This is a genomic window from Hyphomicrobium facile (genome assembly GCF_900116175.1).
Lineage (GTDB): Bacteria > Pseudomonadota > Alphaproteobacteria > Rhizobiales > Hyphomicrobiaceae > Hyphomicrobium_B > Hyphomicrobium_B facile.
The window spans coordinates 1,270,825-1,295,309 of record NZ_FPCH01000002.1; the positions used below are offsets into that span (position 1 = coordinate 1,270,825).

Sequence of the window (24,485 nt, forward strand, 5' to 3'; positions counted from 1 at the left end):
TGCCTCGCTCAACGAGCGGGCGCGTTCGATCGTTCGATGGCGTTAAGCTCAAGGTAACGCTGCGCGGAGATTTCCGCCGAGGCATATGCCTCCTGCGCGTCGACGCTCCAATAACGAAGATCGGGAAGCGCGATGGGCTGGCCCGTTACCGCGCAGCGCACGAAATCTCCCGGAGACATCACTTCGAACTCGCCATCCAGGTAGCGAATCTTCGCCTCGTTGCGCAGGCCAAAAAATTTCTCGATTCGATTCATCAGCTTCCAAGCCGTACTGTTCTTTTACTGCCGGGCATCATCCGACATCAGATGATATGAATGCCGCATTTCCGGCGGCGCGCCAATTTCCAATTTAGCCTAAGCGTATCAAAATAGAGAGCCTTGTCCGCCGCGTCCGCCCGGCTTTTGGCGCGGCGTTTTACCCACTCCCTGGTCGGCTTTAGGACGGTCGGATTTTAGCGGTCCTTCGGCTCTCGCTGCAATCTGCCCGTCGGACAACTCAATGTTCAGCATCGACCCGGCAACGACGGAGGCCGCCTGCCGGATTGTCTGTCCGGCCTCGTTCCTGACGAGCGCAAAGCCGCGAGACAGGATGCTGTGATAGCCCAACGAGTTGAGCAGCGCCGCTTTACCATCGAGAACCCTGCGACTGACCGCCACGCGGTTAAGAAGTGCGCGGCCGGCGCGCCGTTCGAGTGTCTGAAGGCGCTCGGCGCAGCGCGAATGTTTCTGAAGTATCGGGCTCGGGGACAAACGTCCGCTGACGCGCGCCAGCCGTGTTGCATGTGCGCGCGTATTGGCGAGAAGCGCACGCGAGAGGCGGCGATCGGCCTCGTCGAAGCGCTGGCGCGGCAGCGCAACGAGATCCTGCAGCTTCGGCAGGCCGCGCGACGATGCCTTCAAGTGCGTTTTCGCGCCTTCCAGCGAGCGGCGGACCGCAGTGCGCTTGCGCAGCATGAGCTTTTCGAGCCCGTCGATCAGCTCGGAATACTTCGGCACGGCCCATTCGGCGGCTTTGGTCGGCGTCGGCGCGCGGGCGTCCGCGACGAGATCGATGAGCGTCCAATCCGTCTCGTGGCCGACGGCGGAAATCAGCGGAATGCGGCTCTCAGCTGCCGCCCTAACCACGATCTCTTCGTTGAAACTCCAGAGGTCTTCGAGGCTGCCGCCGCCGCGCGCGACGATCAGAACGTCCGGCCGCGGAATTTTGCCGCCCTCTTCGAGCGCGTTGAAGCCGCGGATCGCGGCGGCCACTTCAGCCGCGCTTCCGTCGCCTTGCACACGCACGGGCCAGAGAAGAACGCGTGCCGGATAGCGCTCGTTGAAGCCGTGCAGCATGTCGCGAATAACGGCGCCCGTCGGCGACGTGACGATGCCGACGACTTTGGGCAGGAAAGGACGCGGCTTCTTGCGGGCTTCGTCGAACAGGCCTTCGGCCGCGAACTTGCGCTTGCGCTCTTCGAGCAGCGCCATCAGCGCGCCGGCGCCCGCGGGCTCCAAAGCCTCGATGACGATTTGATATTTCGACGAGCCTGGGAACGTCGTGATCTTTCCCTGGGCGATGACTTCCATGCCCTCTTCGGGCTTGAAGCGGAGCCGGCCGAACGATCCTTTCCAGATCACGGCCTCTATCTTCGCCTTGTCGTCCTTCAGCGCGAAGTAGCAGTGCCCCGATGCGTGGGGCCCGCGATAACCCGAGATCTCGCCCTTGAGGCGCACATAGCCGAAGCCGTCCTCGAGGGCGCGCTTTATCGCGCCCGAAAGTTCGGACACCGAAAACTCCGGGGCATTGGCGCCGGGGCGGGCTTCGCTGGTGTTGGGAATTGAATTCAATAGCTTACTGTTCTGTTTCGCGGTCTTGCTTGTTTCACGTTCGATGCTACACCCGGATGCTACACCAAGGCACGGAATGCAACAGGCGACCTGATGAACGTCTTACTCCTCGGCTCGGGCGGCCGCGAGCATGCTCTCGCCTGGGCCCTGAGCGCGAGCCCACTTCTGACAAAACTCTTCTGCGCTCCCGGCAACGCCGGGATCGCGGACGTGGCGCAATGTATCCCCATCGATCCGACCAACCAAGACAGCATCATTCAATTCTGCCGCGATGAGCGCATCCAACTCGTCGTTATCGGCCCCGAAGCGCCGCTCGTCGCCGGTCTTGGAGATGCGCTCGGCGCAGCCGGCATTCGTTATTTCGGACCGACGAAGAGTGCGGCGCAGCTCGAAGGCTCCAAAGGCTTCACCAAGGACCTTTGCCGGACCGCCGGCATTCCGACAGCTGCCTATGGCCGTTTCATGGACGCCCAGGCGGCAAAGACATATCTCGCCGCCCAGAGCCTTCCTATCGTCGTCAAGGCGGACGGCTTGGCGGCGGGCAAAGGCGTCATCATCGCCACGACGCGTGAAGAAGCGGAGGCCGCCGTCGATGCGTGTCTTTCCGGCGCGTTCGGCTCGGCGGGAGCCGAAGTCGTCATCGAGGAATTCCTGCACGGCGAAGAAGCGAGCTTCTTTGCGCTGTGCGACGGCGTCCACGCATTGGCGCTCGCGTCGGCTCAGGATCACAAGCGCGTCGGCGACGGCGATACGGGACCGAACACCGGCGGCATGGGCGCCTATTCACCTGCTCCTATCGTCACCCAGGAGATGAGCGACCGCGTGATGCGGGAGATCATCGAGCCGACGATCAAGGAAATGGCAGCGCGCGGCGCGCCGTTCAAGGGCGTGCTGTTCGCCGGACTGATGATCACGGCGACGGGCCCGAAGCTGATCGAATACAACGTTCGCTTCGGCGATCCCGAGACGCAGGTTTTGATGATGCGGCTCAAATCGGATCTGCTCGCGGCCCTCATCGCGACGACCGACGGCGTGCTTTCGAACTTCGATCTCCGCTGGAGCGACGACGCGGCGCTGACAGTCGTGATGGCCGCCAACGGATATCCCGGCACACCGCAAAAAGGCACGGAGATCAAGGGCCTGGAACTTGCGCAGGCGACCCCGAATGTCGAGATCTTCCACGCCGGTACGCGCCGCGAGGACCAACGTCTTATTGCGGACGGCGGCCGCGTGCTAAACGTCACCGGCCGCGGCAAGACGATCGCGGAGGCGCGCGACGCCGCCTACGCGGCGATTGCAAAGATCGATTGGCCGGGCGGCTTCTACCGCAAGGACATCGGCTGGCGCGCGTTGCAGCGAAACGGGACGTGAGCATCCTTATGCTCTAGCGAACAACGGGATACCGGCAACGCATGACCGTCGAGACGCCCAAAGCATCGCCGTTGAATGGGTCCCGTCCGGCCAAAAGGCCAACGATCGGGCTCGCACTTGGCGGCGGCGGGGCGCGGGGTCTCGCCCATGTCGCGATGATCGAGGCCTTCGATGAACTCGGCATCAAGCCTGACGCCATCGCTGGAACTTCCATAGGTGCGGTGTATGCCGCGGGCTATGCGTCCGGATTATCAGGCCGCGAATTGCGCGATCACACGCGGTTCATCCTATCGCAGCGTTTCGGTCTGATCCGCGATCTCTTCATCAACACGGCACAACCCTTTCAACGGTTGCTCAGCGTCTTCGGCGCGCGAAACGCCATTCTCGATCCGTTCGTCGTCCTCGACGTCATCCTGCCGAAGCAGGTCAAGGAGACTTTCGCCGATTGCGAAATTCCGCTGAAGATCGTCGCGTCGGACTTCTACGATCAGGAACCGAAAGTGTTCACCGAGGGGCCGCTCAGACGTGCGGTCGCTGCGAGCATGGCACTCCCCGTGCTCTTTCAACCCGTTGTGCTCGACGGCCGGGCTTTCATCGACGGCGGCCTGACAAACCCATTGCCCTTCGACCTCTTGCTGCCTGAAACGGATATCGTCGTTGCCATCGACGTTTCCGGGTCGCCCGTTCCCGATCCGCGACGCGTGGCGCCGACAGCGTTTGCAGCGCTCTTTTCGAGCGCGTTCCTGTTCGAGCGCTCCATCGTCAAGGAGAAGCTGAAGATCAGTCAGCCGGACATTCTGATCAGCGCCGGAACGAGCCAATTTCAAGTTCTCGACTTCCTGAAATGCGACGACATTCTCGCGGCCGCGCAACCTGCGAAAGAGCGGCTGAAGCAGCAGCTATCGCGCGTCCTATCGGTCGAGACTTTGCCCGTGCTCGACAGTGCAGATCATGACCAGCAGGTCGTTGCGATCGCCAAGCGGCCGAAGCGAAGGCTGCTTCCACGTCCCCGCAAACGCCGCGAGGTTGATTAGCTTTTGTTTGCGCTCGGCGACTCCCCTGCGGGGAGCCGGCCGCCGAGCGTTACGAGCGTCGCTGTTCGAAGAAGTCTTTCAGCAAGAAGCTCGCCTCGGCTTCGCCGATGCCCGGATATATTTCGGGGGCGTGGTGACAGGTCGGTTGATTGAACACCCGTGCGCCCTGCTCGACGCCACCGCCTTTGGGGTCGCTGGCGGCATAGTAAAGGCGCTTCAGGCGGGCGAAGGAGACCGCGGCCGCGCACATCGGGCACGGTTCGAGCGTGACATATAGACTGCAGCCGACGAGGCGCTCGTCCGAGACCTCAGAGCAGGCCGCCCGTATCGCCAGTATTTCCGCGTGGGCGGTCGGATCTTGAAGCTCTCGCGTCCGGTTTCCCGCCGCCGCCAGGACCTTGCCATCGGCCGAGACGATGACGGCTCCGACAGGCACTTCCCCGCGCTCTGCCGCCGCTTTCGCCTCTTCGAGCGCAAGGGACATATGGCTTACGGCGTCCTTCGATGTCATAAGCTCGCTTCGCTCCCGAAAGCTCAGTGTTACCGATGGCCAGACCACCAAGAACTAAAGTCGCCGAACCCGCCGCTCGCGGACCCGCTCCCGCGCCCGAAAAGCGGGACGGGCCGATGCGTATCGCCAAAGCCATGGCGCGCGCCGGGCTGTGCTCTCGCCGCGAAGCCGAGCGCTGGATTGCCGATGGCCGCGTCAGCGTCAACGGCAAGTTGCTCAGAACACCCGCCGTCGAAGTCAGTCCGAGCGACAAGGTTTTCGTCGACGGCAAACCGCTGCCTTCGGCCGAGCCGCCGCAGCTCTGGCGTTATCATAAGCCGAAAGGCATCGTCACTACGCATTCCGATCCCGAAGGGCGCCCGACCGTATTCGACAAGATGCCCCCTGAGATGCCGCGCGTCATCTCCGTCGGACGGCTCGATTACAATACCGAAGGGTTGCTGCTGCTGACCAACGACGGCGCGCTTGCCCGGCATCTGGAGCTGCCCGCGAATGGCTGGGTGCGCCGGTACCGGGTGCGTGCCAAGGGCCGCGTTACGCCGGCCGACCTTGCCAAGCTCAAGGACGGCATCACGATCGACGGCATCGTCTACGGGCCCGTCGAGGTCATCATCGACAGCGTACAGGGCGCCAACACCTGGCTGACGATTGCGATCCGCGAAGGGAAAAACCGCGAAGTCAGAAATGTGCTCGCGCACCTCGGGCTGGTCGTGAACCGCCTCATCCGTATTTCGTTCGGGCCGTTCCAACTTCTCGACCTCGCTCCCGGCGGGGTCGAAGCCGTGCGGCGGCGCATTCTCGTTCAGCAGCTCGGACCCAGGGCTTCCGAAGCGCTCGGGTTTTCCGAAAGCCAGGCTGACCGCAAGGCGCGGCACGCGCGCGGTAAGGCCGCGAGCGAGGCGGACGATTGATGAGGGTCGTTGCCGGACGGTTCCGCGGCCGCGCTCTGCAAGCGCCCGAGGACATGAAAATTCGCCCGACGTCGGATCGTGTGCGGGAGAGCCTGTTCAATATTCTCGCGCATGGCATCGAGAATTTCTCACTCAACGGCGCGCGCGTCATCGATCTTTTCGCCGGCACAGGCGCGCTCGGCATCGAAGCCGTATCGCGCGGCGGCGCCTATTGTCTCTTCGTTGAAGAGGCGCCTGAGGCCCGGGCGCTCATTCGCACGAATGTTGAAGCGCTCGGGCTGACGGGCGAGACGCGCATCTTCCGCCGCGACGCGACAGACCTTGGCCCTGCCGGGAACATGGAGCCGTACGATCTGGCGTTTCTCGATCCGCCCTATGGCAAAGGCTTGGGCGAAAAAGCGCTCGACGCGCTTGCGCAGGGCAACTGGCTGAAGCCCGGTGCGATCGCGGTGCTCGAAGAACGCGCGGGCGTGCCGCTGACGTTCTCTGACGGCTTCACGGTTCTCGACGCCCGCACGTACGGCGACACCGAGATTACGATCCTGAGGTTCGGCAAAGCTTAAGATGGGGCGGACGGCCGCCAGCCGCTCGCGCCGAAATACAAAATGTACAGATAGCTCGGGACGACAAGCAGCGCATACGCGAGCTGGAAGTCGACGTGCTCTTTCAATAGCCCGAACGCATACGGCATCAGCGCGCCGCCGCAGATGGCCATGATCAAGAGCGCCGACCCCGTTTCGGTTTGCGCGCCGAGCCCCCGTATCGCGAGTGGAAAGATCGCGGGCCACATCATCGCATTGGCGAAGCCGAGAGCGGCGATGAATGCGACCGAGGCGTATCCCGTCGTGAGGTAAGCGCCAATCGTCAGCACGACGCCCAGCGCCGCCGAGACGGCGAGATACGTTTGCTGCGAGAAGACGCGCGGAATGACGAGCAGACCGGCGACATAGCCGACAAGCATCGCGAAGAGCGTGCACGAGGTGAACAGTCGCGTTGCGTCGAGCGGCAGTCCGAAGCCCGCTCCATAGAGACCGATCGCGTCGGCTGCCATCACCTCGACGCCGACGTAGAGGAAGAGGCAGAGCACGCCGAGCCAGAGGTGCGGAAACGCGAATATGCCCGATGCCGGATGCTCGTCGATGTGATCACGGCCGTCGGCGGGCGTGGTTCTGAGATCGGGCAACCCTGAGCTTACGATCCATATGCCGAGCATCGCGAGCAATGCCGCCATCAGCATGTAGGGCGCGTGCACGCGGGCGGCGAAAGCATCGAGCATTGCTTCGCGGGCCTCAGCGGTTGGTGTGGTCGCCACGTCAGCCTCGAAGCTATCGACGCCCTTCAGCACCAGCGCCGCGAACACGAAGGGTGCGAGAAAGCCCGCGAACTTGTGACAGATGCCCATGAGAGCGACGCGGCGCGCGGCTGTCTCATGCGGGCCGAGGATGCACACGTAGGGGTTGGACGCCGTCTGCAGAAGCGACAGCCCGGCTCCTATGACGAAGAGGCCCGCGAGCGCGCCGGAATATTGGCGCATCGTCGTGAACTCGCCGAATAGGACCGAGCCGATGGCCATCACGAAGAGACCGATCGCCATGCCTTGCTTCATGCCCGTTCGACGCAAAATTGCGGACGCGGGCAGCGCCAGGAAGAAATACGAGAGATAGAACGCCATCGGCACGAGGAAGGCGTTCACGTCGTCGAGGTTGAACGCGAGCTTGACAAAGGTGATCAACGGCCCGTTGAGCCACGTCACAAAGCCGAAGATGAAGAAAAGCACGCCGATGGCGATGACGCCGCCCGTTTCGTCCGCTGGGGTCCGAAGGCTCTGTGAGCTCAACGCAGGCTCTGGCAACGGCTTAATCCTAAGTCGGACCAATCTGGAAACCACGAGTACTGTCGAATTCCCCCGGAAATCGTCGCCCGGACGACATGGCGGCGACGCCCGGTCGCAGGCAAAGCCTACCTGCACACCGCGAATTTACTCAGATTATTTTGATTCCTCTCGCCCCGCGTACTATGTCCAAGGTGCAAAAAGGGTGCTTGACGAAAGTATACTTTTTTGACCAACTAACGCCAGATAACACCTACTGGGTGTCCGATGCCGGGGCCTTGAACCCCGTTTGATTGGAGCCGAAATTGATCGTCTGCTCGTGCGCCGTAATATCTGACCGCGATATCGATATCGCCGTCTCCGAAATCATGAGCGCGGGCCCCGGCCTTTTGCCGACGCCAGGCGTTGTATTCCGGCACCTCAACAAAAAGATGAACTGCTGCACGTGTGCGCCTGTAACGGTCGCGGTCATTTATGAGGCCATGGACCGCTTAGAGAAGACGACACGCGTTTGTCCGTTCGTTCTCGCTGAAGCACGCGCGAAACTCATCCGCATCGAAGAACGCCGGATGCAGCGCCAGAACCGCATCAATGCGGAAATCGCTCGGCGGGGCCGGCAGCCACGTCGCGCCATCGCGTAGGACTCTGAAAAACTTTATCTATTCATCTTCCGCCTAACTTGGCGGAAAGCCTCTAGTTAAGCCCGCTCTAATCCGCTACTTGTCTACTTTAGAATGCTTCTGGACTTCGAGGCCAGGAGTGTGAGGCAGATTTTTGGAGCGGCACATGAAGGGCAACGACGAAGTCATCACCCGGTTGAACGAGGCACTGAAACTCGAACTGGGTGCTGTAAACCAATATTGGTTGCACTTCCGGCTTCTCGATAACTGGGGCTACAAAAAGCTCGCCAAGAAAGAGCGCAAAGAATCCATCGAGGAAATGCACCATGCCGATCGGCTGATCGATCGCATCATCTTCCTCGAAGGTCATCCGAACCTGCAGTACGTCGCGCCGCTGATGATCGGCGAGAACATCAAGGAAGTTCTCGAGTGCGATCTCAAAGGTGAGAACATCGCCCGCGACTACTATAAGACGTCGCGCGAGATTTGCTTCAACCTTGGCGATTACGTGTCGATGATGTTGTTCGACGAACTGCTGAAGGACGAGGAGAGCCACATCGATTTCCTCGAGACGCAGCTCGAGCTTCTGAATTCGATCGGCGTCGCGCTTTACAGCCAGCTCAATGCCGAGAGCGGCGACGAGTCGGAGTGATTGGATTGTATTTGATGTCATCCTCGGGCTTGTCCCGAGGATCCATCGATCCACCAGTCCCGTAGCGAAATGGATCCTCGGCCTAAAGCCGAGGATGACAAATATCCCTTAGGCCGAGGATGAAAAACATCCTACGCGGGGCCTAGGGGCTTTACCTCCGCCCGAACAGGCGCTCGATGTCGGTAAGCTTCAGCGCCACGTATGTCGGGCGGCCGTGGTTGCACTGGCCCGAATAGGGCGTCGCCTCCATCTGGCGCAGCAGCGCGTTCATCTCTTCCACCGTCAGCCTGCGTCCCGAGCGGACGCTCCCGTGGCAAGCCATGCGTGACGCCACGCTGTCGAGGCGGTCCTTCAGCGCCCGCGCCGTGCCGTCGCTGCGAAGCTCCGCTGCGAGATCCTTGACGAGACCTTCGACGTCCGTTTCGCCGAGGAGTGCCGGAACCTCGCGAACTGCGACCGCACCTTCCCCAAAGCTTTCGATCACGAGGCCAAGCTCCGTCAGCTCGTCGCTGCGCGCGACGAGCGTGACCGCGTCATCATCGTCGAGTTCGACAATGGCCGGGATCAGAAGTCCTTGCCGCGCGACGCCGCCATCGGCGAGCGCCGCCTTGAGCTTCTCGTAGACGAGGCGTTCGTGCGCCGCGTGCTGATCGACGATAACAAGGCCGTCACGCGTCTGGGCAACGATATAGTTTTCGTGGACTTGTGCTCTGACGGCGCCGAGCGGCTTGTCGACGGTCTCGCCCGCCGCCGGCTCGGCAAACGTTCGCGCGTCCGCGCTCGGTGCATCGAACACGGCAAACGGCGTCTGCGCACCTTCCGCAAAGCCCGTTCCTGACAAGGCTGGCGCGGGGCGCGGCGGCGCCCATTGGTAAGCGGCGTCCGATGAAGGTGGCGGAGACATTGCCGCGCTCGGCAAGATGCCTGCTGCAAAGCTTTCGACCGTCAGCACACCGCCTTGCGCGGACGCTCTATGACCGGCTGTCGCGAGGGCATCGGAAAGCGCCCGCACCATCAGCGCGCGTACGCGCCCGGCGTCGCGAAACCGAACCTCCGCCTTGGCGGGATGGACGTTCACGTCGACGTCTGACGGCGCGACATCGAGAAACAGCGCGAGAAGCGGTGAGCGGCCACGCGGGATGAGATCGCCGTAAGCGGCGCGGACGGCGCCTATCAGTAGCTTGTCCTTCACCGGACGGCCATTGACGAAAAGGAACTGCTGCGTGCTGTCCTGCCGGTGAAGCGTCGGCAGCCCGGCGAAGCCGAACACGCGCATCGGCGCGGACGCTCCGCTTCCTGCACCCGATACTTCGAGCGCATCATCCATGAACTCGCGCCCCATAATGGCGCCGATGCGTTCGAGCCACGCGGCGGAGGAGCGATCGCCGCGCGCGAATACCGCCGGCTTCTTTTCGCCCGTCTGCAACGTAAAGCCGATATCGGGGTGGGCCATCGCGAGGCGGCGCACGACGTCTGTCACCGCCATGGCTTCGGCGCGTTCAGACTTCAGGAATTTGAGGCGGGCGGGGGTCGCGGAAAAAAGATCGCGCACTTCGACGACCGTGCCGCGATTGACGGCGGCCGGGCCGACCGGTGCTTTCGATCCGCGTGTGACGGTGACGGCCGCGCCCTGGTTCGCATCCGCAGGCCGCGACCGGATTTCGAGGCGGGCGATGGAGCCGATGGACGGCAGGGCTTCGCCGCGGAAGCCGAGACAGCGAATGTCGAAGAGATCTTCTTCATCGAGCTTCGAGGTTGCGTGACGCTCGACGGCGAGGACGAGATCGTCCGGCGTCATGCCGGAGCCGTCGTCCGTCACGCGGATGAGCGACAGGCCACCGCCCGAGATAACGATCTCGATCTGCGTCGCGCCGGCGTCTATCGCGTTTTCGACGAGTTCCTTGACGACGCTCGCCGGACGTTCAACGACTTCGCCCGCCGCGATGCGGTTGACCGTCTCTGGCGAAAGCTGCCGGATCGCCACCCCGTCCCCCCCACGATAAGCGCTTAGGCGCCTTTCGCGAGGCGCTCCTTCGTCAAGATTTTCGCAAGCTCGACGGCCGGCTGATCGAATGGATCGACGCCCAGCAGGCGGCCCGCGAGAATCGTTTCGATCATAAAGTGCATCGCCAGCGCGCCGATGGTTTTTTCGTCGAGTTTTGCAATGTCTATTGTTCGCACCGGCCGCCCGGCGCGGGCCAGCGCCTCAGGAACGGCATGCGATTGGGCGGAGACGATATCGCCGACGGTGTGGCCGCCGAGCATATCGGCGCCAGCGATGCGCGCGAGGTCGGGATCGATTCGCGGGCCAACGCCCTGGCTCGCAACGCGAACGACCGTCAGATAATGGTCGCGCGGGCCGTCCATGAAGAGCTGCAGCTGGCTGTGCTGATCGAGCGGACCGAGTGCGCCCAACGGCGTCGTGCCTTCCCCGCCCTTGCCCAGGCTTTCCGCCCAAAGTTGTACGAACCAAGCGGCGAGGCGTCCGAGCCTGTCGGCATACGGCATCATGACGAGCGTCGAGATGCCCTTCTCTTTCGAAAGCGCAACTGCGGTCGCGGCTCCAACGGCGGGTGCGAAGTCTTGCGGCCCACTGGATTCGAGCAGCGCATCGACGACGCCCTTGGCGCCCGCACGAATGGCGCGGGGATCGAGGCCGCGCGCGATGGCTGGCATCAGGCCGACGTTGGTCAAGCATGAGAAGCGGCCGCCGATGCCGGTGTGATGCTCGAGCATCGGAATGGAGAACTTCGAGAACAGCGTTCTGAGGCCGTTCGCTTTGCCGGGTTTGTCGGGCTCGGTGATGCCGAGGAAGAGTTTCGGGATCTCGGCTTCGAGACCTGCCGCTTTGACGGCTGTCAGCGCCGCGATGGCCTGCGCCAGCGTCTCCGCAGTGCCGCCGGACTTCGACGTCACGACGAAACGCGTGGTTGGAAGATCGAGCGACTGGAGGACGCTCTGCAGCGTGCCGCCGTCGAGGTTGGCGTAGAAGCGGGTGCGGGGCCTGTTGCGCTGGCCGGGCAAAGCGACGCCAGCGATATTCCATCCCGCGAATTGGGCGAACAATTCGCCGCCGAGACTCGATCCGCCGGTTCCGAAGAACACGATCGTCTTCGCGCCCTGGCTCAGCCGCGCGTATGCCGCCTCGGCGTCCGCGATATCCTGATCTTCGTCGGCGATCCGAAGAAGCGGGAGCTTGCCGGTGCGATAGTCATCTTTCAGGGTTTCGACGTGGGGGCCGATGCGATCGAGCCATGCCGAATGCACTGAAGGCGCGAGGCCGTATTCGCCTATCGCGCCTTCGAGGCATCCTGCGATGCTCTGCTGAAACGTACGTCCGTCGTGCCGCTGCCCGTCTTGCATCGCCGCTCAACGCTCCTTGGTTCAAATCCGTTCCGGCCTAGCCGATTTCAGATGGGCGGCCAAGGGCGCATCATTCCGTCCCACAGGCGTCATCCCCGCGCAGGCGGGGATCTATCGAAGCAGGCGTTCATAGCGAATGGTGGGCTTGGACGGATCCCGGCCTTCGGCCCAGATGACGTTGGAGCACAGCAAACAAAATTGTCATCCCGGGCGAGCCCACTTGCGAGACCCGGGACCCACCTTCGTTGCCTGGGTCCCGGCTCTGCGCTCCGCTCCGGCCGGGATGACAGGGGATGGGGATGCGACGCCATCCCAGCAGTCGCCGGGATGACGTTCATCGCTTCAGCCGCGATCGGGTGCGGCCAGGACCGGTTGGAGTGCTGCGGGCGACGCCGACTTCATGCCGGTCGGCTTGCCGACGATCGTGACGACGAGATCATCCGGCTTCAGCAGCCTCGCGGAGACCCGCTTGGCGTCCTCGACGGTCACCGCGTTGATCAGCTTGTTGCGGTTTTCGACGTAGTCCGGGCCGAAGCCTTCCTGCATCAGCCCCAAGAGTTGAGAGGCGATCTTCGAGTTCGTGTCGAAGCGCAACGCGTACGAGCCGGTGAGATAATCCTTGGCCGCCTGGAGATCCTCCTTGCTCGGACCATTCTCGGCCATCTTCTTCAACTCGTTGCGGATGATGGTGAGGCTCTCGCCCATCGACGCGTTCTTCGTCGCGACACTGCCGACGAGAATGGACGTCTGCTGGTAGGGCTGGACGTAGGTGTAGACGGAATAAGCAAGTCCGCGTTTCTCGCGCACCTCTTCCATCAGCTTGGCGGAGAAGCCGCCGCCGCCGAGGATGTGATTGACGACGAATGCCGTGATGAAGTCCGGATCCTTGCGCGGCATGGCGCCGAGCCCGAACACTGCGACCGACTGCGGCACGCCCATCTCGACGATCTTCTGGTTTCCGCCCTTCACAGGCTCCGTCTGTGCGACGGGGAAGAGATCGGCTTTCGCCGGCAGGGGCCCGAAGACATCGTCAATGAGCTTGCCGAGTTCGGCGGCCGTGATGTCGCCAACGGCGACGATCTTCAGGTTGTCGCGCGCAAATGTCCGCTTGTGATAATCGAGGAGATCGTCACGCGTGATTTTCGCGACGGAGTCTACCGTGCCGTTCGACGGGCGCGCGTAGGGATGTCCGGCGAAGGCTTGCGCGTACCATTCGCGCATCGCGACCTTCTCGGGGTCCTTGTCGGCGTAGATCAGGTTGGCTGTCAGCTGCTGGCGGATGCGCTCAATAGCGTCGGTGTCGAAGCGCGGCTTCTGGACCGAAAGCTTCAGGAGCTCGACAGCCTTGTCGCGGTTCGCCGATAGCGTCTCGAACGATCCGTAGAGCGAGTCCTTGCTGTCGTCGTAGCTCATGCGCATGGCGATATCTTCCATGCGCTCCTGATATTCCTGGGATTTGATGTCGCCAGCGCCCTCATCCATCATCGCGGTGAGGAAGTTGGCGAGGCCGGGCTTGCCCGGCGGGTCCTGGCTGTTGCCGCCGTCGAAGGCATACCGCAGAGAAATCAGCGGAACGCTGTGCTCTTCGACGAGCCAGGCTTCGATTCCACCGGGGGATTTTATCTGCTGTATGTTCATTGCGGCTGCTTGGTGACTGACGGATGCGGTGAACAACAAAGCCAGAGCGGGAAGAGCCAAGGCTATGTTGGGGCGGACTGCCTTGCGAACAAGCGCAGCCGCCGCACGATAAGAACCTATCATCAATGTCACCTCAATTCGCCGGACGGTGATGGGGCGGAAAGATCTTCGACTTGCGCTACACCCGACTGATCGGGAACGAGATAACCAGTAACGGAATCATTGGGATCGAGATATTTGGCGGCGACCTTCTTGACGTCGTTCGCCGTCACCTTCGAGATATTGGCGGGCCAAGCCTCGACGTCCGCTACAGTGCGGCCGACGGCGAGATTCCAACCGTAGCGGCGCGCCAGCGTCGCCTGGTTGTCGCTATCGTAGACGTAGTCGGCCAGATAGCTGTTCTTGGCGCGGGTCAATTCCTGTTCCGTCACGCCGTTCTTCACGATGTCGGCCAGAACCTCGTCGGAGGCAGCCTCGACCTTCTCGAGCGGCACGCCGTCGGCTGCGACCGCGTAGAGCGAGATCGTTCCGCCATCGAGGCCGTAGCCGGAGAAGTCGCCACCGGCGCTCGAGGCGAGCTTCGATTCGACGACGAGCTTCTTGTAGAGGCGGCTCGTCGATCCGGAACCGGCGATCTTCATCAGGATATCGAGCGCTTCGGCTTCGCCGGGCTTGGCCGTGACGTAGCTCGGCGCCTGATAGTAGCGCTGGAACGAATAGTTGCCGGCGCGGGGATCCTTCAGCGTCAACCGGCGCGCCACGAGCTGCGGCGGGTCGGCCGGACGGTTACGAGTGGTGGTAACGGTCGGGTTCGAAGGAATCTTGCCGTACGTTTCGTCGGCGAGCTTCTTCACTTCATCGACTGTCACATCGCCCGATACGACGAGAATGGCGTTATTCGGCGCATAGTAGTGCTTGTAGAAATCGAGCGCGTTCTGGCGCGAGAGCTTTGCCATCTCGTGGTACCAGCCGATCACCGGCTTGCCGTACGGATGGTTCAGGTAGAGCGCCGCATTCATCTGCTCATCGAGGATTGATGACGGGTTGTTCTCGATGCGCGAACGGCGTTCCTCGAGAATGACGTCGCGCTCGGTCAGAACTTCCTTCTCGTCGAGACGAAGATTGACCATGCGGTCGGCTTCCATCTCCATCATCTTGCCGAGGCGGTCCTTGGCGACGCGCTGAAAGTACGCCGTCGCATCGTTGCCGGTGAAGGCGTTGTCCTGGCCACCGAGCCGGCCGACGATCTTGGAGAACTCGCCGACGGGAATCTTGTCGGTCGACTTGAACATCAGATGCTCAAGGAAATGCGCGATGCCGGAGGTTCCGCGCACCTCGTCGGCCGCGCCAACCCTGTACCAGACCATGTGGGTCACGACGGGCGACCGGTGATCGGGAATGACGACGACATCCATGCCGTTCGACAGTTTGAACTCGGCGGCGCGGGTGGCGCCGTCGGCGGCGTGAGCTTGTGGATTCACTGCGAGCATGAGCACTGCCAATGAGGTTAAGAGGCTAGACCGGAAGCACGTCGCGAGACGCATTATGGCGTTCCTTCGAACCGTAAACGATAAAGCGCAGCGTGGCGTTTTTCATCCTAAACCGAACCCGATTGCCGGGGGATTACTTTAGCTAAATGGAATAGGACGCCCGCGTGCGAAATGTCCCGCCAATGAGCGGCAGTTAGTGAATGAAAGTCAAATGACAAGGCGTTCATCTGCGGCCGTTAACATGCGGCGCAATCAGCACTTTTGTGCGACGGAAAAGATTTCGTTATGGGGCCGTTGAGCCGAATTCACTGAGCTTGGGAATCGTCGTCGGAGTCGTCGGCATTGGTCGAGCCGGTCGTCCATTTCTTGACGGCGTTGAAGACCGACGGTTTGCAAGAGCCGAGCGGGCCCGAGGCAGAATCGGCTGTGCCATCGCCGCGGAACTGCGCTTCTTCATAGTTTTTCTTGCAGTACTCAGCCTGCTGTCTCTCGAGATCAGCCTGCGACACCTTCAGCTTTTTGTCTGGATCTTGAATCTCGGCGAGCGAGGGCTGCTCAACCTTGCCGCTGCCGGGCGGCGGTAATGCTTCGAGACCGGGGGGCACCACCAGCGGCTGGCGGGCCGCCATCTTGGGATCGCCCTTGGGGCCGCTGTCGCCATTCAAGCCCATGGCGTCGAAGACTTTGCCATTCAGCTGAACGCCATCAAAACCGCCGCAGCCTGCCAAGAACAGCGAGGCCATGACGCAAAGACCGATTTTTCGACCCAATTTCAACGACATGCTTATTTGCTCGTGCCTTGAACCGACACGCCCCCGAGCCCGGATAAGCCGACTTTACGGCGCTAATGCGACTCGCCCCTGAAGGATTCATACAACAGGCCAATGACGCCAGCAACGATGGCCACATCGGCAATGTTGAAGACGTACCAATGGAAGCCGTAGGCGTGGAGCGAAAAGAAATCGGCGACGCCCCCAATGCGCAGCCGGTCGATAGCGTTGCCGATGGCGCCGCCGATGATCAAGCCGAGGCTGATCGCCATGAGCCGGCTTCCCTGCGACCAGTTGAGCCACAGCCAGAGGCCGGCGCTCGCCACGATCGCGAAGGCAACCAACAGATATTGGCCCTCGCGGCTTTCCTGATTGAACAGCGAATAGCTGACGCCGATGTTCTTCACGAAGACGAGGTCGAGAAAGGGCGTGACGACGACGCGTCCCTTCGCCTCGATGCCGTAGACGTCCAGCATCCAGAACTTGTGCGCCTGGTCGACGGCGATCGTCGCGAGCGCGATGGTGAGTGCGAGCGCTGCCCATCTGCTCCAGATGAGGCGTCGCGTTTCGGCCAGCTCGCTCATGCCGTTACCCCGGAATCGATTTCGCGCATTGCGGCCGCATCGCGCGCCGACAGGTCGGGATAATCGGCGTCCGAGCCGACGTCCTTGGTGATGCGCCACGACCGCGCGCACTTCCTGCCTTCCGCGCGTTTGACGACGACGCCGACGCCCGGCTCGTTCGGAACCGTAAACGCACCTTCCGGCGCTGGTTTGTCGGAGATCGCAATATCCGACGTGATGCAGACTTCCGCCATGTCGACACCGTCGAGGCCCGCCATCAGATCGGGATCGGTGACGTAGACCTCGGGCGCTGCTTCGAGCGAGGAACCGATCTTCTTTTCGGCGCGGGCGATTTCGAGAGCGCCCGTTACGACGCTTCTGACTTCGCGCACGCGATCCCACTTGGCAGCGAGATTATCGTCTCTCCATTCGCGCGGGATCTTCGGGAAGGGGGCGAGATGCACGCTTTCCGCTTCATCCGGCCGGTAGAGCAACCAAGCTTCTTCCGCCGTGAACGACAGGATCGGCGCGAGCCAGCGGATCAGCGTATCGCAAAGCTTATCGATGACGGTGAGCGCCGCCTTTCGCTTCATGCTCGACGGCGCTTCGCAATAGAGCGCGTCCTTCCGGATGTCGAAATAGAACGCCGACAGCTCGGTGTTCATGAACTGCGACAGCAGGCCGACGATCTTGCGATAGTCGTAATGCTCGTAGGCTTTGCGGATTTCGTGATCGAGCTCGGCGAGACGATGCAGCATCAGCCGCTCGAGTTCGAACGGCTTCATATCCTTCAGGCTAACGGCATCCTCGGGCTTGAAATGCGCGAGCGCGCCGAGCATCCAGCGCAGCGTATTCCTCAGCTTGCGGTAGGTCTCGGAGAACGTCTTCAGGATTTCGCCGCCGATGCGGAGATCATCCGAATAATCCGATGCCGCAACCCAGAGCCGCAGTATGTCGGCGCCGGACTTCGCCATCACGTCTTGCGGCGCGACGACGTTGCCGAGCGACTTCGACATCTTCTGTCCCTTCTCGTCGAGGACGAAGCCGTGAGTCACCACGATGTCGTAGGGCGCTTCTCCGCGCGTGCCGCAGCTTTCGAGAAGCGACGAGTGGAACCAGCCGCGATGCTGATCCGAACCTTCGAGGTACATGACCCGGTCCTGGCCGCCGTCGCGTTTGCGCTTCAAGCCTTTGAAGCCGGGGAAGGCCGTCGGGTCTTCCAGCGTGAAGGCGTGCGTCGAACCTGAATCGAACCAGACGTCGAGCACGTCTTTGACCTGCTCCCACTTCTTGAGGTCTTTCGCGGGGACGAAGCTTTTGAGGAAGCGTTCCTTCGCGCCCTCCTCGAACCAGACGTCGGCTCCCTTTTCGGCGAATGCCTTCTCGATGCGGGCGGACAGCTCTTCCGATTTCTCGAAGTCCGGTCCAGGGATGACCTGATCGGTTTCGATATTGCGGAAGACGGTGATCGGCACGCCCCAGGCGCGCTGCCGGGACACGACCCAATCGGGCCGGTTCTCGATCATGCCGTTGATGCGGTTCTCACCCGCTTCAGGCACCCACTTGACGCGCTTGATTTCATCCAGCGAGATCTGGCGAAGGGTGGGGGCGTTATGGCCCCTTTTGATTGCGTCAGGCGACTCTCCTTCGGAGAGCCGGCCGCCCGACGCGAGGGGTTTATCCATCGCGATGAACCACTGCGGCGTGTTGCGGAAGATGACCGGCTTCTTCGAACGCCACGAGTGCGGATACTGATGCTTCAGGCGGCCGCGCGCGATGATGTTGCCGTTTTCGGCAAGCGCCTTGATGACGGCGTCGTTGGCGTCGCCTTTGTCGCCGTTCTCCTTCAGCACGCGCTTGCCTTCGAAGCCGGGCGCTGCCTTCGTCATGACGCCGTCGGCGTCGACGGTGAACGGCACGGTCGTGTCGATGTCCTGATCGCGCAGCGCTTTCTGGTTCTTCATCCAGATGATGTAGTCGTCGGCGCCGTGGCCGGGCGCGGTGTGGACGAAGCCCGTACCCGTATCGTCAGTCACGTGATCGCCGTCGAGCAGCGGAACGTCGAATGCGTATCCGAGATCGCGCAGCGGATGCTCGCAGACGAGATGACGAAGCTCGAAATTGGAGACAGTCTCGCGCTTTTCGTAAGCTTCGACCTTCGCCGCCTTCATGACGTCGGCGGCGAGCTTGTCGGCGAGGATGTAGCGATCGCCCTTCTTCGCCCAATTGTTTTCCGGCGCTTCCGTGACCTCGTAGAGGCCATACTCGATGCGCGACGAGAAGCTGATCGCGCGGTTGCCCGGGATCGTCCAGGGAGTCGTCGTCCAGATGACGACTGAGGCTCCGAGCAAATTCTCCGGCGTCACCTCGGGATGGATCTCGGGCGGCGTTTCGGCCGCGGCATAGTCCTCGGCCTGCGACAGCGGCTTTGCCGGGAACTTCACCCAGATCATGTCGGACTGATAGTCCTGGTATTCGACCTCGGCTTCGGCGAGCGCGGTCTTTTCGACGACGCTCCACATCACGGGCTTCGAACCGCGATAAAGCTGGCCCGACGCTGCAAACTTCATCAGCTCGCGGGCGATGATGCTTTCGGCGCGGTAGTCCATCGTCGAGTACGGCCGCTCCCAGTCGCCGACGACGCCCAGGCGCTTGAACTCATCGCGTTGGATGTTCAGCCAGTGAGCGGCAAACTTCCGGCATTCGTCGCGGAAGGCGTTGATGGCGACGGGATCGGAGAAGTTCGGCTTTTCCTTGCCCTTGGCGCGATACTGCTCCTCGATTTTCCATTCGATCGGCAGGCCGTGGCAATCCCAGCCCGGCACGTAGTTGGAATCGTGGCCGAGCATCTGCTGGGATTTGACGACCAAGTCCTTCAGGATCTTGTTCAGCGCGTGGCCGATGTGGATGTTGCCGTTGGCGTAGGGCGGCCCATCGTGCAGCGTGAACTTCACACGGCCTTTGGATTGTGAGCGGAGCTTTTCATAGAGGCCGATCTCGTCCCAGCGCTTAAGGAGCTTCGGCTCCAATTCCGGCAAACCGGCGCGCATCGGGAATTCGGTTGCGGGCAGGAACAGCGTCTTGCTCCAGTCGCGGCCGCCCTCGGCTGCCGGGGCTTCAGTTGCAGCGCCTGCCTTGCCGGCAGCCTTTGCGTCTTTCGACATCGGGTAAACTTTCAATTCCAAAAGAAAATCAGCGCGGGTTCTAGCAACTGCGCTGCGGCTTAGCAAAGGCGGCGGGATACCGGCCTCTTTCGTATGGGTAATCCGGCGCAAGTTGGCACGGTGACTGATTATTCAGTTCCGGTCGGTCGCCCATCCGAAGATGACGAATTCAGGCCTTCGCCAGAACCGCCTGCACCTTGGCGATATCTTCGTCCATCTGCGCGACGAGTTCCTCGACCGAGCGGAATTTGCGGTCGCCGCGAATGAAGTCGATGAATTCGACCTCCATTTCGCGGCCGTAGAGGTCGCCGCTGAAATCGAACAGGTAAACTTCGAGGACGGGCATTCCGTCATCGAACGTCGGGCGGGTGCCGAGATAGGCTGCCGCGTCGTGGGGAATGCCGTCGAAATACGCCCGGACCGCATATATGCCGTGGCCGAGCGTCGTGCCTTTCGGCATCGGCAGGTTGGCGGTCGGATAGCCCATGTCCGTTCCACGCTTGGCGCCGCCGACCACCCGGCCCGCGACGCGCCAGGGGGAGCCGAGCACGTGGGCTGCGCCCTTCACATCGCCCTGGGCGAGATAGAGCCTTACGGCGGACGATGAAAACGGTTCGCCTGCTTCCGCGATCGGGGGCATGACGGTCACTCCAAAACCAAGTTCTTCGCCGGCGCGCACCATCAGCTCGGGATTGCCGCCGCGGTTATGGCCGAAATAGAAATCGTAGCCGATGACGACGTGAACGACGCCAAGCCCCGCGACGAGAACACGCTCGATGAAATGTTCGGCGGTGAGCGCTGCGAGTTCGGCGTTGAAGGGTTCGACGACGGCAATGTCGACGCCGAGCGCCTCGAGCAGGACGAGCTTCCGTTTCAACGGGGTCAGACGGAAGTGCGCCTCGTTCGGCTGGAAGAACTCGCGCGGATGGGGTTCGAACACCATCACGGATGATGGCGCCTTGACTTTCCGCGCTTGCGCCTTCGCCTCAGCGATCAGCGCGCGATGCCCACGATGAACGCCATCGAAATTTCCGATGGCGATGGCGGAGCCGCGAAACTCCGGCGAAACATGCTTGTGACCATGAATGACGTGCATGTCTGGCGCGGCTTCGCCGGTCTCCGAGATCTGCGAACGTACCTACGATTATCGCGGCCGGGGGGGAACCATCAGCACCGCTTCGCCCGTCAAGACCGGTTTGCCGGCGACAGTGCAGAGGCACTCGAACCGGGCCCGCTTCTTGTCGGGTATCAGCTCAACGAGCTTGACGAGGGTTTCAACGCGATCGTCGATCTTGACCGGGCCTTTGAAGAACAGCGACTGAGACACGTAAATAGCGCCGGGGCCAGGAAGTTTCATTCCGAAGATGGCCGAGATGTAGCCAGCGGAAAGAATGCCGTGAGCGATACGCTCCTTGAAGATCGTTTTGGCAGCGTACTCGGCATCGAGATGTACGGGGTTGTAGTCACCCGACAGGGCTGCGTAGGCGACGATATCCGCCTCGCCCACGATCCTCGACATCGAGGCTTCCTGCCCGACCTCTAAATCCTCGAAATATTTTGTCCGGCCGGCGGTTGCGAGCATTAAGCGTCCCTGCACGTTATGGCCCGATCCACGAACGGGCTTTTTTTGGGGGGACATTAACCCGTCATAAACACAGGCCGCAACCGCGGCGCTGCCGATCTGGCTGCGGCCTTGTTGCAGCTGCCGTGGCTTTGAGCCTTGCGTGACGGCCTGCTGAAGCGTTATAAAGGGGTATTCCCTTTATTTACCGTTTTACTGGCTTTCGCTGACCCCCGGCGAAAGACCGAAAGAGGACACCCATGAGCGACCGCCGCCCCCTTATGCCGAAAGCCACCGCCGTTTGGCTGGTGGAAAACACGGCGCTCTCATTTGACCAGATTGCCGAGTTCTGCGGTCTCCATCCGCTCGAGGTCAAGGGTATTGCCGATGGCGAGGTTGCACAGGGCATCAAAGGCATGGACCCCGTCACGAACGGGCAGCTGACGCGCGAAGAGATTGCGCGGGCCGAGAAGGACGGGAAGTACAAACTCCACCTCGCGGAAAGCAAGGTGCAGCTGCCGCCGCTTCCGCAGACGCGCAAGGGTCCGCGCTACACGCCCGTCTCTCGCCGTCACGACCGGCCGAACGCGGTGCTGTGGATTCTTCGCAACCATCCGGAACTCAAGGACAGCCAAATCATGCGCCTCGTCGGCACGACCAAGCCGACGATCGCTCAAATCCGTGACAGGACGCATTGGAACTCGGCGCAGCTGACGCCTCAGGACCCGGTGACGCTCGGGCTCTGCTCGCAGGTCGACCTCGATGCCGAGGTGAAGAAGGCTGCCCGCCGCACGGGCGGCGACCGCAAGGAGGCAGGCGACGAGGAGAAGGCCGGAACGCTGCTCCCGACGTCGGAGACCACCGCGCGTGCCGAGATCCTGACGCCGAAGGGCCCGGCAGAGGCTGCCGAGGAAACACCGGAGCAAGAGCAGGCGCGCGTTCTCGCGAAGCTCAAGGGCATGACGCCCAAGGAAGAGGCTCAGGAGGACGAGTAACTCCCGACGTTGCGACGGTCCGGTCTATCTCCGCGGCTCATCGCGACGGCGTCCTCGATGCGAGCCGCGTATTGCACGAGCGGCTTTCTCAATCCCGCGGCAAGGAGCGTCCGGCGAACACTCCTAGTCGCGGAGGTGAAGTATAGTTTTGTGCCGCCCCGATTGAGTTTGTTAGCGAAAGTCCCGAGGGTGCGGGCGGCGGTGCTATCAACGATCGGCACGTCGGTAAAATCGAGAATGAACGTCTTAGGATGAGCGCCGATCCGGTCGAGAACGGCACTGACTGATGCTGTCGCGCCGAAGAAGAATGCCCCTGAAATCCTGTAGACCATGACGTCACTCCCGGCACCTGCGGGCTGACTCGAAGGCTGTTCCGATTCCGGCGTATCCGCCACGTCGCCGGCGACGAGCGTGCGCCCGGTCTCGACTTCAACCGCTTCTGCCATCCGATGCAGAAAGAGGAATGCCCCGAGCGTAACTCCGACCAAGATGGCTGTTGTCAGGTCGACGAAGATCGTCAGCAGGAACGTTGCCAGCAGAACGGCCGCATCTCCCCAGGACGATCTCAGAAGCGTTGCGAATTCTTCCTTCTCGGCCATGTTCCAGGCGACCACGGCGAGAACACCGCCGAGGCTCGCAAGCGGGATGTATGCGGCGAGTGGCGCCGCCACCAGCATGAAGAGCAGGATGAACAGCGCATGCAGGATACCTGAGACGGGTCCATGCGCGCCGGCGCGGACGTTCGTCGCCGTGCGGGCGATCGTTCCTGTTACGCACATACCGCCGAATGTGACAGCGGCGACGTTGGCGACACCTTGAGCCACCAGCTCACAATTCGAACGATGCTTGCGTCCGGTCATGCCGTCGGCGACGACGGCAGAAAGCAGGCTCTCGATGGAGCCAAGCAAAGCAATTGATATCGCGTCAGGCAATGCGGCCTGCAACTTGGCTAGATCGAAGGCCGGCAGATGCGGCGCGGGCAGCATCCGCGGCACCTCGCCGAACCGCGAGCCGATCGTCGTCACGTCGAAACCCAACGCCCAGGCGAGGGTCGTCGTGACGCCGACTGCGATGAGCATTCCCGGCCATTTGGGCCTGATGCGGCGAAGCCCGACAATAATCGCTATCGAGAGCAGAGAGATCGTGATCGTTGCCGGCTTGAATGTGCTGAGGTTCGAAGCGATCGCGGCAAGCTTCGGGAAAAGCTGCGCCGGCTCATGCGCCATGTCGAGGCCGAGCAGGTCTTTGATCTGACTTGCAAAGATAATAACGGCGATACCGGCAGTGAATCCGACCGTCACCGGGAACGGGATGTATTTGATGTAGGTCCCGAGGCGCAGGGACCCTGCAACGATCATTATCAAGCCGGCCATCATCGTCGCGAGGACCAAGCCGTCGTAGCCTCGTTGCTCGACGATCGTCGCGATCAGAACGATAAAAGCTCCCGCCGGGCCGCCGATCTGGTATCGGCTGCCTCCGAGCGCCGAGATCAGGAAGCCGCCAACGATTGCGGTAAACAGACCCTTTTCGGGCGATAGACCGGAGCCGATGGCAATTGCCATCGACAACGGAAGCGCCACGATCGCGACCGTCAAGCCGGCGATCGTATCGGCGCGCAAATCGCTTAAGCGATAGCCCTCTCGCAGGATCGTAACGAGCTTTGGCGTAAACAGCTCAACAAGGCTCGGACGTGGCCGAGTTGCTTCGCGTCTTGCCGACGTATCCATTCTCCGTCCCCATTATGGAGCGGCGAGATCGTCGGCCAAATCGTCGGCGGTCATCGTCGCAGTGTTCAAAGCGTTAAGAGCGCGCGAACAGACCCTTCTTCCTGCGCCCTTGCGCCAAGGCGGGTGCCGAAGTCCTGAGCGGAAGGCGTTCCTTGAAGCGAACGCCACGTCCTTGACCCGCGCTCGGCATGCTCTCGCCGATCAGCTCAATGCCGGCCGCGTCGAAGGCGGCAACGACCTTCGTCAACGTATCGACGACGCCGCGAACGTTGCCTTCGCTTGCCTCCATGCGCTGGATCGTCGGCAACGAAACACCGGCGCGATCCGCCAGCGTCTGCTGGTCGATACCGAGGAGCGCACGCGCAGCGCGCATCTGCGCGGCGGTAATCAAGCGCTGTCCTTCCCATGAAACATCATGCGAAAAGTCTAAACTATGATGTTTTTCCCATCAACTT

General features: G+C 62.0%; 22 protein-coding genes. 7 read left to right on the forward strand and 15 right to left on the reverse strand.

All coding sequences use genetic code 11. From position 1 onward, the window contains the following. Positions 1-8: 8 nt before the first annotated feature. Positions 9-254 (reverse strand): DUF2093 domain-containing protein, encoded by a 246-nt coding sequence (locus tag BM399_RS12815; protein WP_092868053.1) that lies wholly within the window; start codon positions 252-254, stop codon positions 9-11. A gap of 108 nt (positions 255-362) precedes the next feature. After that, positions 363-1,829 carry an exodeoxyribonuclease VII large subunit gene (gene xseA / locus BM399_RS12820; RefSeq protein ID WP_092868054.1) on the reverse strand — a complete coding sequence of 489 codons (1,467 nt, stop codon included), beginning with the start codon at positions 1,827-1,829 and terminating at the stop codon, positions 363-365. Positions 1,830-1,922: 93 nt separating this feature from the next. On the opposite strand from xseA, the gene purD reads away from it, so the two are divergent. Together purD and BM399_RS12830 are read left to right on the forward strand one after the other, a co-directional pair. Then, positions 1,923-3,200, forward strand: a complete 1,278-nt coding sequence (gene purD / locus BM399_RS12825; protein WP_092868055.1) for a phosphoribosylamine--glycine ligase — start codon at positions 1,923-1,925, stop codon at positions 3,198-3,200. 41 nt (positions 3,201-3,241) lie between these two features. Then, a complete protein-coding gene (locus tag BM399_RS12830) occupies positions 3,242-4,234 on the forward strand; it encodes a patatin-like phospholipase family protein (protein WP_092868056.1) in 993 nt (330 codons plus the stop codon). A gap of 49 nt (positions 4,235-4,283) precedes the next feature. Here the strand turns inward: BM399_RS12830 and BM399_RS12835 are convergent, their stop codons facing one another. Further along, positions 4,284-4,745 (reverse strand): nucleoside deaminase, encoded by a 462-nt coding sequence (locus BM399_RS12835; protein ID WP_244531216.1) that lies wholly within the window; start codon positions 4,743-4,745, stop codon positions 4,284-4,286. A 116-nt stretch (positions 4,746-4,861) separates the two neighbouring features. Here BM399_RS12835 and BM399_RS12840 point away from each other — a divergent pair, with 116 nt between their 5' ends. Next, entirely contained in the window at positions 4,862-5,656 is a 795-nt protein-coding gene (locus tag BM399_RS12840; RefSeq protein WP_244531217.1) for a pseudouridine synthase, read from the forward strand. After that, positions 5,656-6,219 carry a 16S rRNA (guanine(966)-N(2))-methyltransferase RsmD gene (gene rsmD / locus BM399_RS12845; RefSeq protein ID WP_092868058.1) on the forward strand — a complete coding sequence of 188 codons (564 nt, stop codon included), beginning with the start codon at positions 5,656-5,658 and terminating at the stop codon, positions 6,217-6,219. Before BM399_RS12840 ends, rsmD begins: the two co-directional genes overlap by 1 nt. On the opposite strand, the gene BM399_RS12850 is transcribed toward rsmD, so the two are convergent. Next, entirely contained in the window at positions 6,216-7,493 is a 1,278-nt protein-coding gene (locus BM399_RS12850; protein ID WP_092868059.1) for a sugar MFS transporter, read from the reverse strand. The two genes, rsmD and BM399_RS12850, sit on opposite strands and share 4 nt — an antisense overlap. A 299-nt stretch (positions 7,494-7,792) precedes the next feature. On the opposite strand from BM399_RS12850, the gene BM399_RS12855 reads away from it, so the two are divergent. Together BM399_RS12855 and bfr are read left to right on the forward strand one after the other, a co-directional pair. Further along, positions 7,793-8,128, forward strand: a complete 336-nt coding sequence (locus BM399_RS12855) for a (2Fe-2S)-binding protein (protein WP_092868231.1) — start codon at positions 7,793-7,795, stop codon at positions 8,126-8,128. A gap of 145 nt (positions 8,129-8,273) precedes the next feature. Continuing rightward, entirely contained in the window at positions 8,274-8,759 is a 486-nt protein-coding gene (bfr, locus tag BM399_RS12860) for a bacterioferritin (RefSeq protein WP_092868060.1), read from the forward strand. A gap of 151 nt (positions 8,760-8,910) precedes the next feature. Here the strand turns inward: bfr and mutL are convergent, their stop codons facing one another. The 9 genes from mutL to BM399_RS12905 form a co-directional block, all read right to left on the reverse strand. Beyond that, positions 8,911-10,743, reverse strand: coding sequence for a DNA mismatch repair endonuclease MutL (mutL, locus tag BM399_RS12865; protein ID WP_092868061.1), 1,833 nt, complete (start codon positions 10,741-10,743; stop codon positions 8,911-8,913). A 23-nt stretch (positions 10,744-10,766) separates the two neighbouring features. Further along, positions 10,767-12,122: a glucose-6-phosphate isomerase gene (locus BM399_RS12870; protein ID WP_092868062.1), complete on the reverse strand. Its 1,356-nt coding sequence runs from the start codon at positions 12,120-12,122 to the stop codon at positions 10,767-10,769. Positions 12,123-12,464: 342 nt separating this feature from the next. Next, entirely contained in the window at positions 12,465-13,883 is a 1,419-nt protein-coding gene (locus BM399_RS12875; RefSeq protein WP_092868232.1) for a M16 family metallopeptidase, read from the reverse strand. Between the two features lie 5 nt (positions 13,884-13,888). After that, on the reverse strand, positions 13,889-15,250 hold the full coding sequence (locus BM399_RS12880; protein WP_244531218.1) for a M16 family metallopeptidase: 1,362 nt from the start codon (positions 15,248-15,250) through the stop codon (positions 13,889-13,891). Positions 15,251-15,555: 305 nt separating this feature from the next. Beyond that, positions 15,556-16,032 (reverse strand): hypothetical protein, encoded by a 477-nt coding sequence (locus tag BM399_RS12885; protein WP_092868064.1) that lies wholly within the window; start codon positions 16,030-16,032, stop codon positions 15,556-15,558. Positions 16,033-16,094: 62 nt separating this feature from the next. After that, the gene (gene lspA, locus BM399_RS12890; RefSeq protein WP_092868065.1) at positions 16,095-16,604 is read right to left on the reverse strand and encodes a signal peptidase II; all 510 of its coding nucleotides are present in this window, start codon (positions 16,602-16,604) and stop codon (positions 16,095-16,097) included. Then, positions 16,601-19,747, reverse strand: a complete 3,147-nt coding sequence (gene ileS, locus BM399_RS12895) for an isoleucine--tRNA ligase (RefSeq protein WP_092868066.1) — start codon at positions 19,745-19,747, stop codon at positions 16,601-16,603. The genes lspA and ileS overlap by 4 nt, the downstream gene beginning before the upstream one ends. A gap of 169 nt (positions 19,748-19,916) precedes the next feature. Then, positions 19,917-20,843 (reverse strand): bifunctional riboflavin kinase/FAD synthetase, encoded by a 927-nt coding sequence (locus BM399_RS12900; protein ID WP_092868067.1) that lies wholly within the window; start codon positions 20,841-20,843, stop codon positions 19,917-19,919. Positions 20,844-20,891: 48 nt separating this feature from the next. Continuing rightward, complete coding sequence (locus tag BM399_RS12905) at positions 20,892-21,329, reverse strand: MaoC family dehydratase (protein WP_092868068.1); 438 nt, start codon at positions 21,327-21,329, stop codon at positions 20,892-20,894. A gap of 239 nt (positions 21,330-21,568) precedes the next feature. Between BM399_RS12905 and BM399_RS12910 the strand changes: the two genes are divergently transcribed. Continuing rightward, complete coding sequence (locus BM399_RS12910; protein ID WP_092868069.1) at positions 21,569-22,303, forward strand: DUF1013 domain-containing protein; 735 nt, start codon at positions 21,569-21,571, stop codon at positions 22,301-22,303. Here the strand turns inward: BM399_RS12910 and BM399_RS12915 are convergent. Next, positions 22,288-24,030: a SulP family inorganic anion transporter gene (locus BM399_RS12915; protein WP_092868070.1), complete on the reverse strand. Its 1,743-nt coding sequence runs from the start codon at positions 24,028-24,030 to the stop codon at positions 22,288-22,290. The two genes, BM399_RS12910 and BM399_RS12915, sit on opposite strands and share 16 nt — an antisense overlap. 73 nt (positions 24,031-24,103) lie before the next feature. Beyond that, entirely contained in the window at positions 24,104-24,421 is a 318-nt protein-coding gene (locus tag BM399_RS12920; protein WP_092868071.1) for a helix-turn-helix domain-containing protein, read from the reverse strand. Positions 24,422-24,485 lie beyond the last annotated feature (64 nt).

What these genes read in the sequence shown, in the direction of transcription:
- BM399_RS12815 (WP_092868053.1), bottom strand. Translation starts at nt 254, where the DNA reads ATGAATCGAATCGAGAAATTTTTTGGCCTGCGCAACGAGGCGAAGATT.
- purD (WP_092868055.1), top strand. Translation starts at nt 1,923, where the DNA reads ATGAACGTCTTACTCCTCGGCTCGGGCGGCCGCGAGCATGCTCTCGCC.
- BM399_RS12830 (WP_092868056.1), top strand. Translation starts at nt 3,242, where the DNA reads ATGACCGTCGAGACGCCCAAAGCATCGCCGTTGAATGGGTCCCGTCCG.
- BM399_RS12835 (WP_244531216.1), bottom strand. Translation starts at nt 4,745, where the DNA reads ATGACATCGAAGGACGCCGTAAGCCATATGTCCCTTGCGCTCGAAGAG.
- BM399_RS12840 (WP_244531217.1), top strand. Translation starts at nt 4,862, where the DNA reads ATGCGTATCGCCAAAGCCATGGCGCGCGCCGGGCTGTGCTCTCGCCGC.
- rsmD (WP_092868058.1), top strand. Translation starts at nt 5,656, where the DNA reads ATGAGGGTCGTTGCCGGACGGTTCCGCGGCCGCGCTCTGCAAGCGCCC.
- bfr (WP_092868060.1), top strand. Translation starts at nt 8,274, where the DNA reads ATGAAGGGCAACGACGAAGTCATCACCCGGTTGAACGAGGCACTGAAA.
- BM399_RS12870 (WP_092868062.1), bottom strand. Translation starts at nt 12,122, where the DNA reads ATGCAAGACGGGCAGCGGCACGACGGACGTACGTTTCAGCAGAGCATC.
- BM399_RS12875 (WP_092868232.1), bottom strand. Translation starts at nt 13,883, where the DNA reads ATGATAGGTTCTTATCGTGCGGCGGCTGCGCTTGTTCGCAAGGCAGTC.
- BM399_RS12880 (WP_244531218.1), bottom strand. Translation starts at nt 15,250, where the DNA reads ATGCTCGCAGTGAATCCACAAGCTCACGCCGCCGACGGCGCCACCCGC.
- BM399_RS12885 (WP_092868064.1), bottom strand. Translation starts at nt 16,032, where the DNA reads ATGTCGTTGAAATTGGGTCGAAAAATCGGTCTTTGCGTCATGGCCTCG.
- lspA (WP_092868065.1), bottom strand. Translation starts at nt 16,604, where the DNA reads ATGAGCGAGCTGGCCGAAACGCGACGCCTCATCTGGAGCAGATGGGCA.
- ileS (WP_092868066.1), bottom strand. Translation starts at nt 19,747, where the DNA reads ATGTCGAAAGACGCAAAGGCTGCCGGCAAGGCAGGCGCTGCAACTGAA.
- BM399_RS12900 (WP_092868067.1), bottom strand. Translation starts at nt 20,843, where the DNA reads ATGCACGTCATTCATGGTCACAAGCATGTTTCGCCGGAGTTTCGCGGC.
- BM399_RS12905 (WP_092868068.1), bottom strand. Translation starts at nt 21,329, where the DNA reads ATGCTCGCAACCGCCGGCCGGACAAAATATTTCGAGGATTTAGAGGTC.
- BM399_RS12910 (WP_092868069.1), top strand. Translation starts at nt 21,569, where the DNA reads ATGAGCGACCGCCGCCCCCTTATGCCGAAAGCCACCGCCGTTTGGCTG.
- BM399_RS12915 (WP_092868070.1), bottom strand. Translation starts at nt 24,030, where the DNA reads ATGGATACGTCGGCAAGACGCGAAGCAACTCGGCCACGTCCGAGCCTT.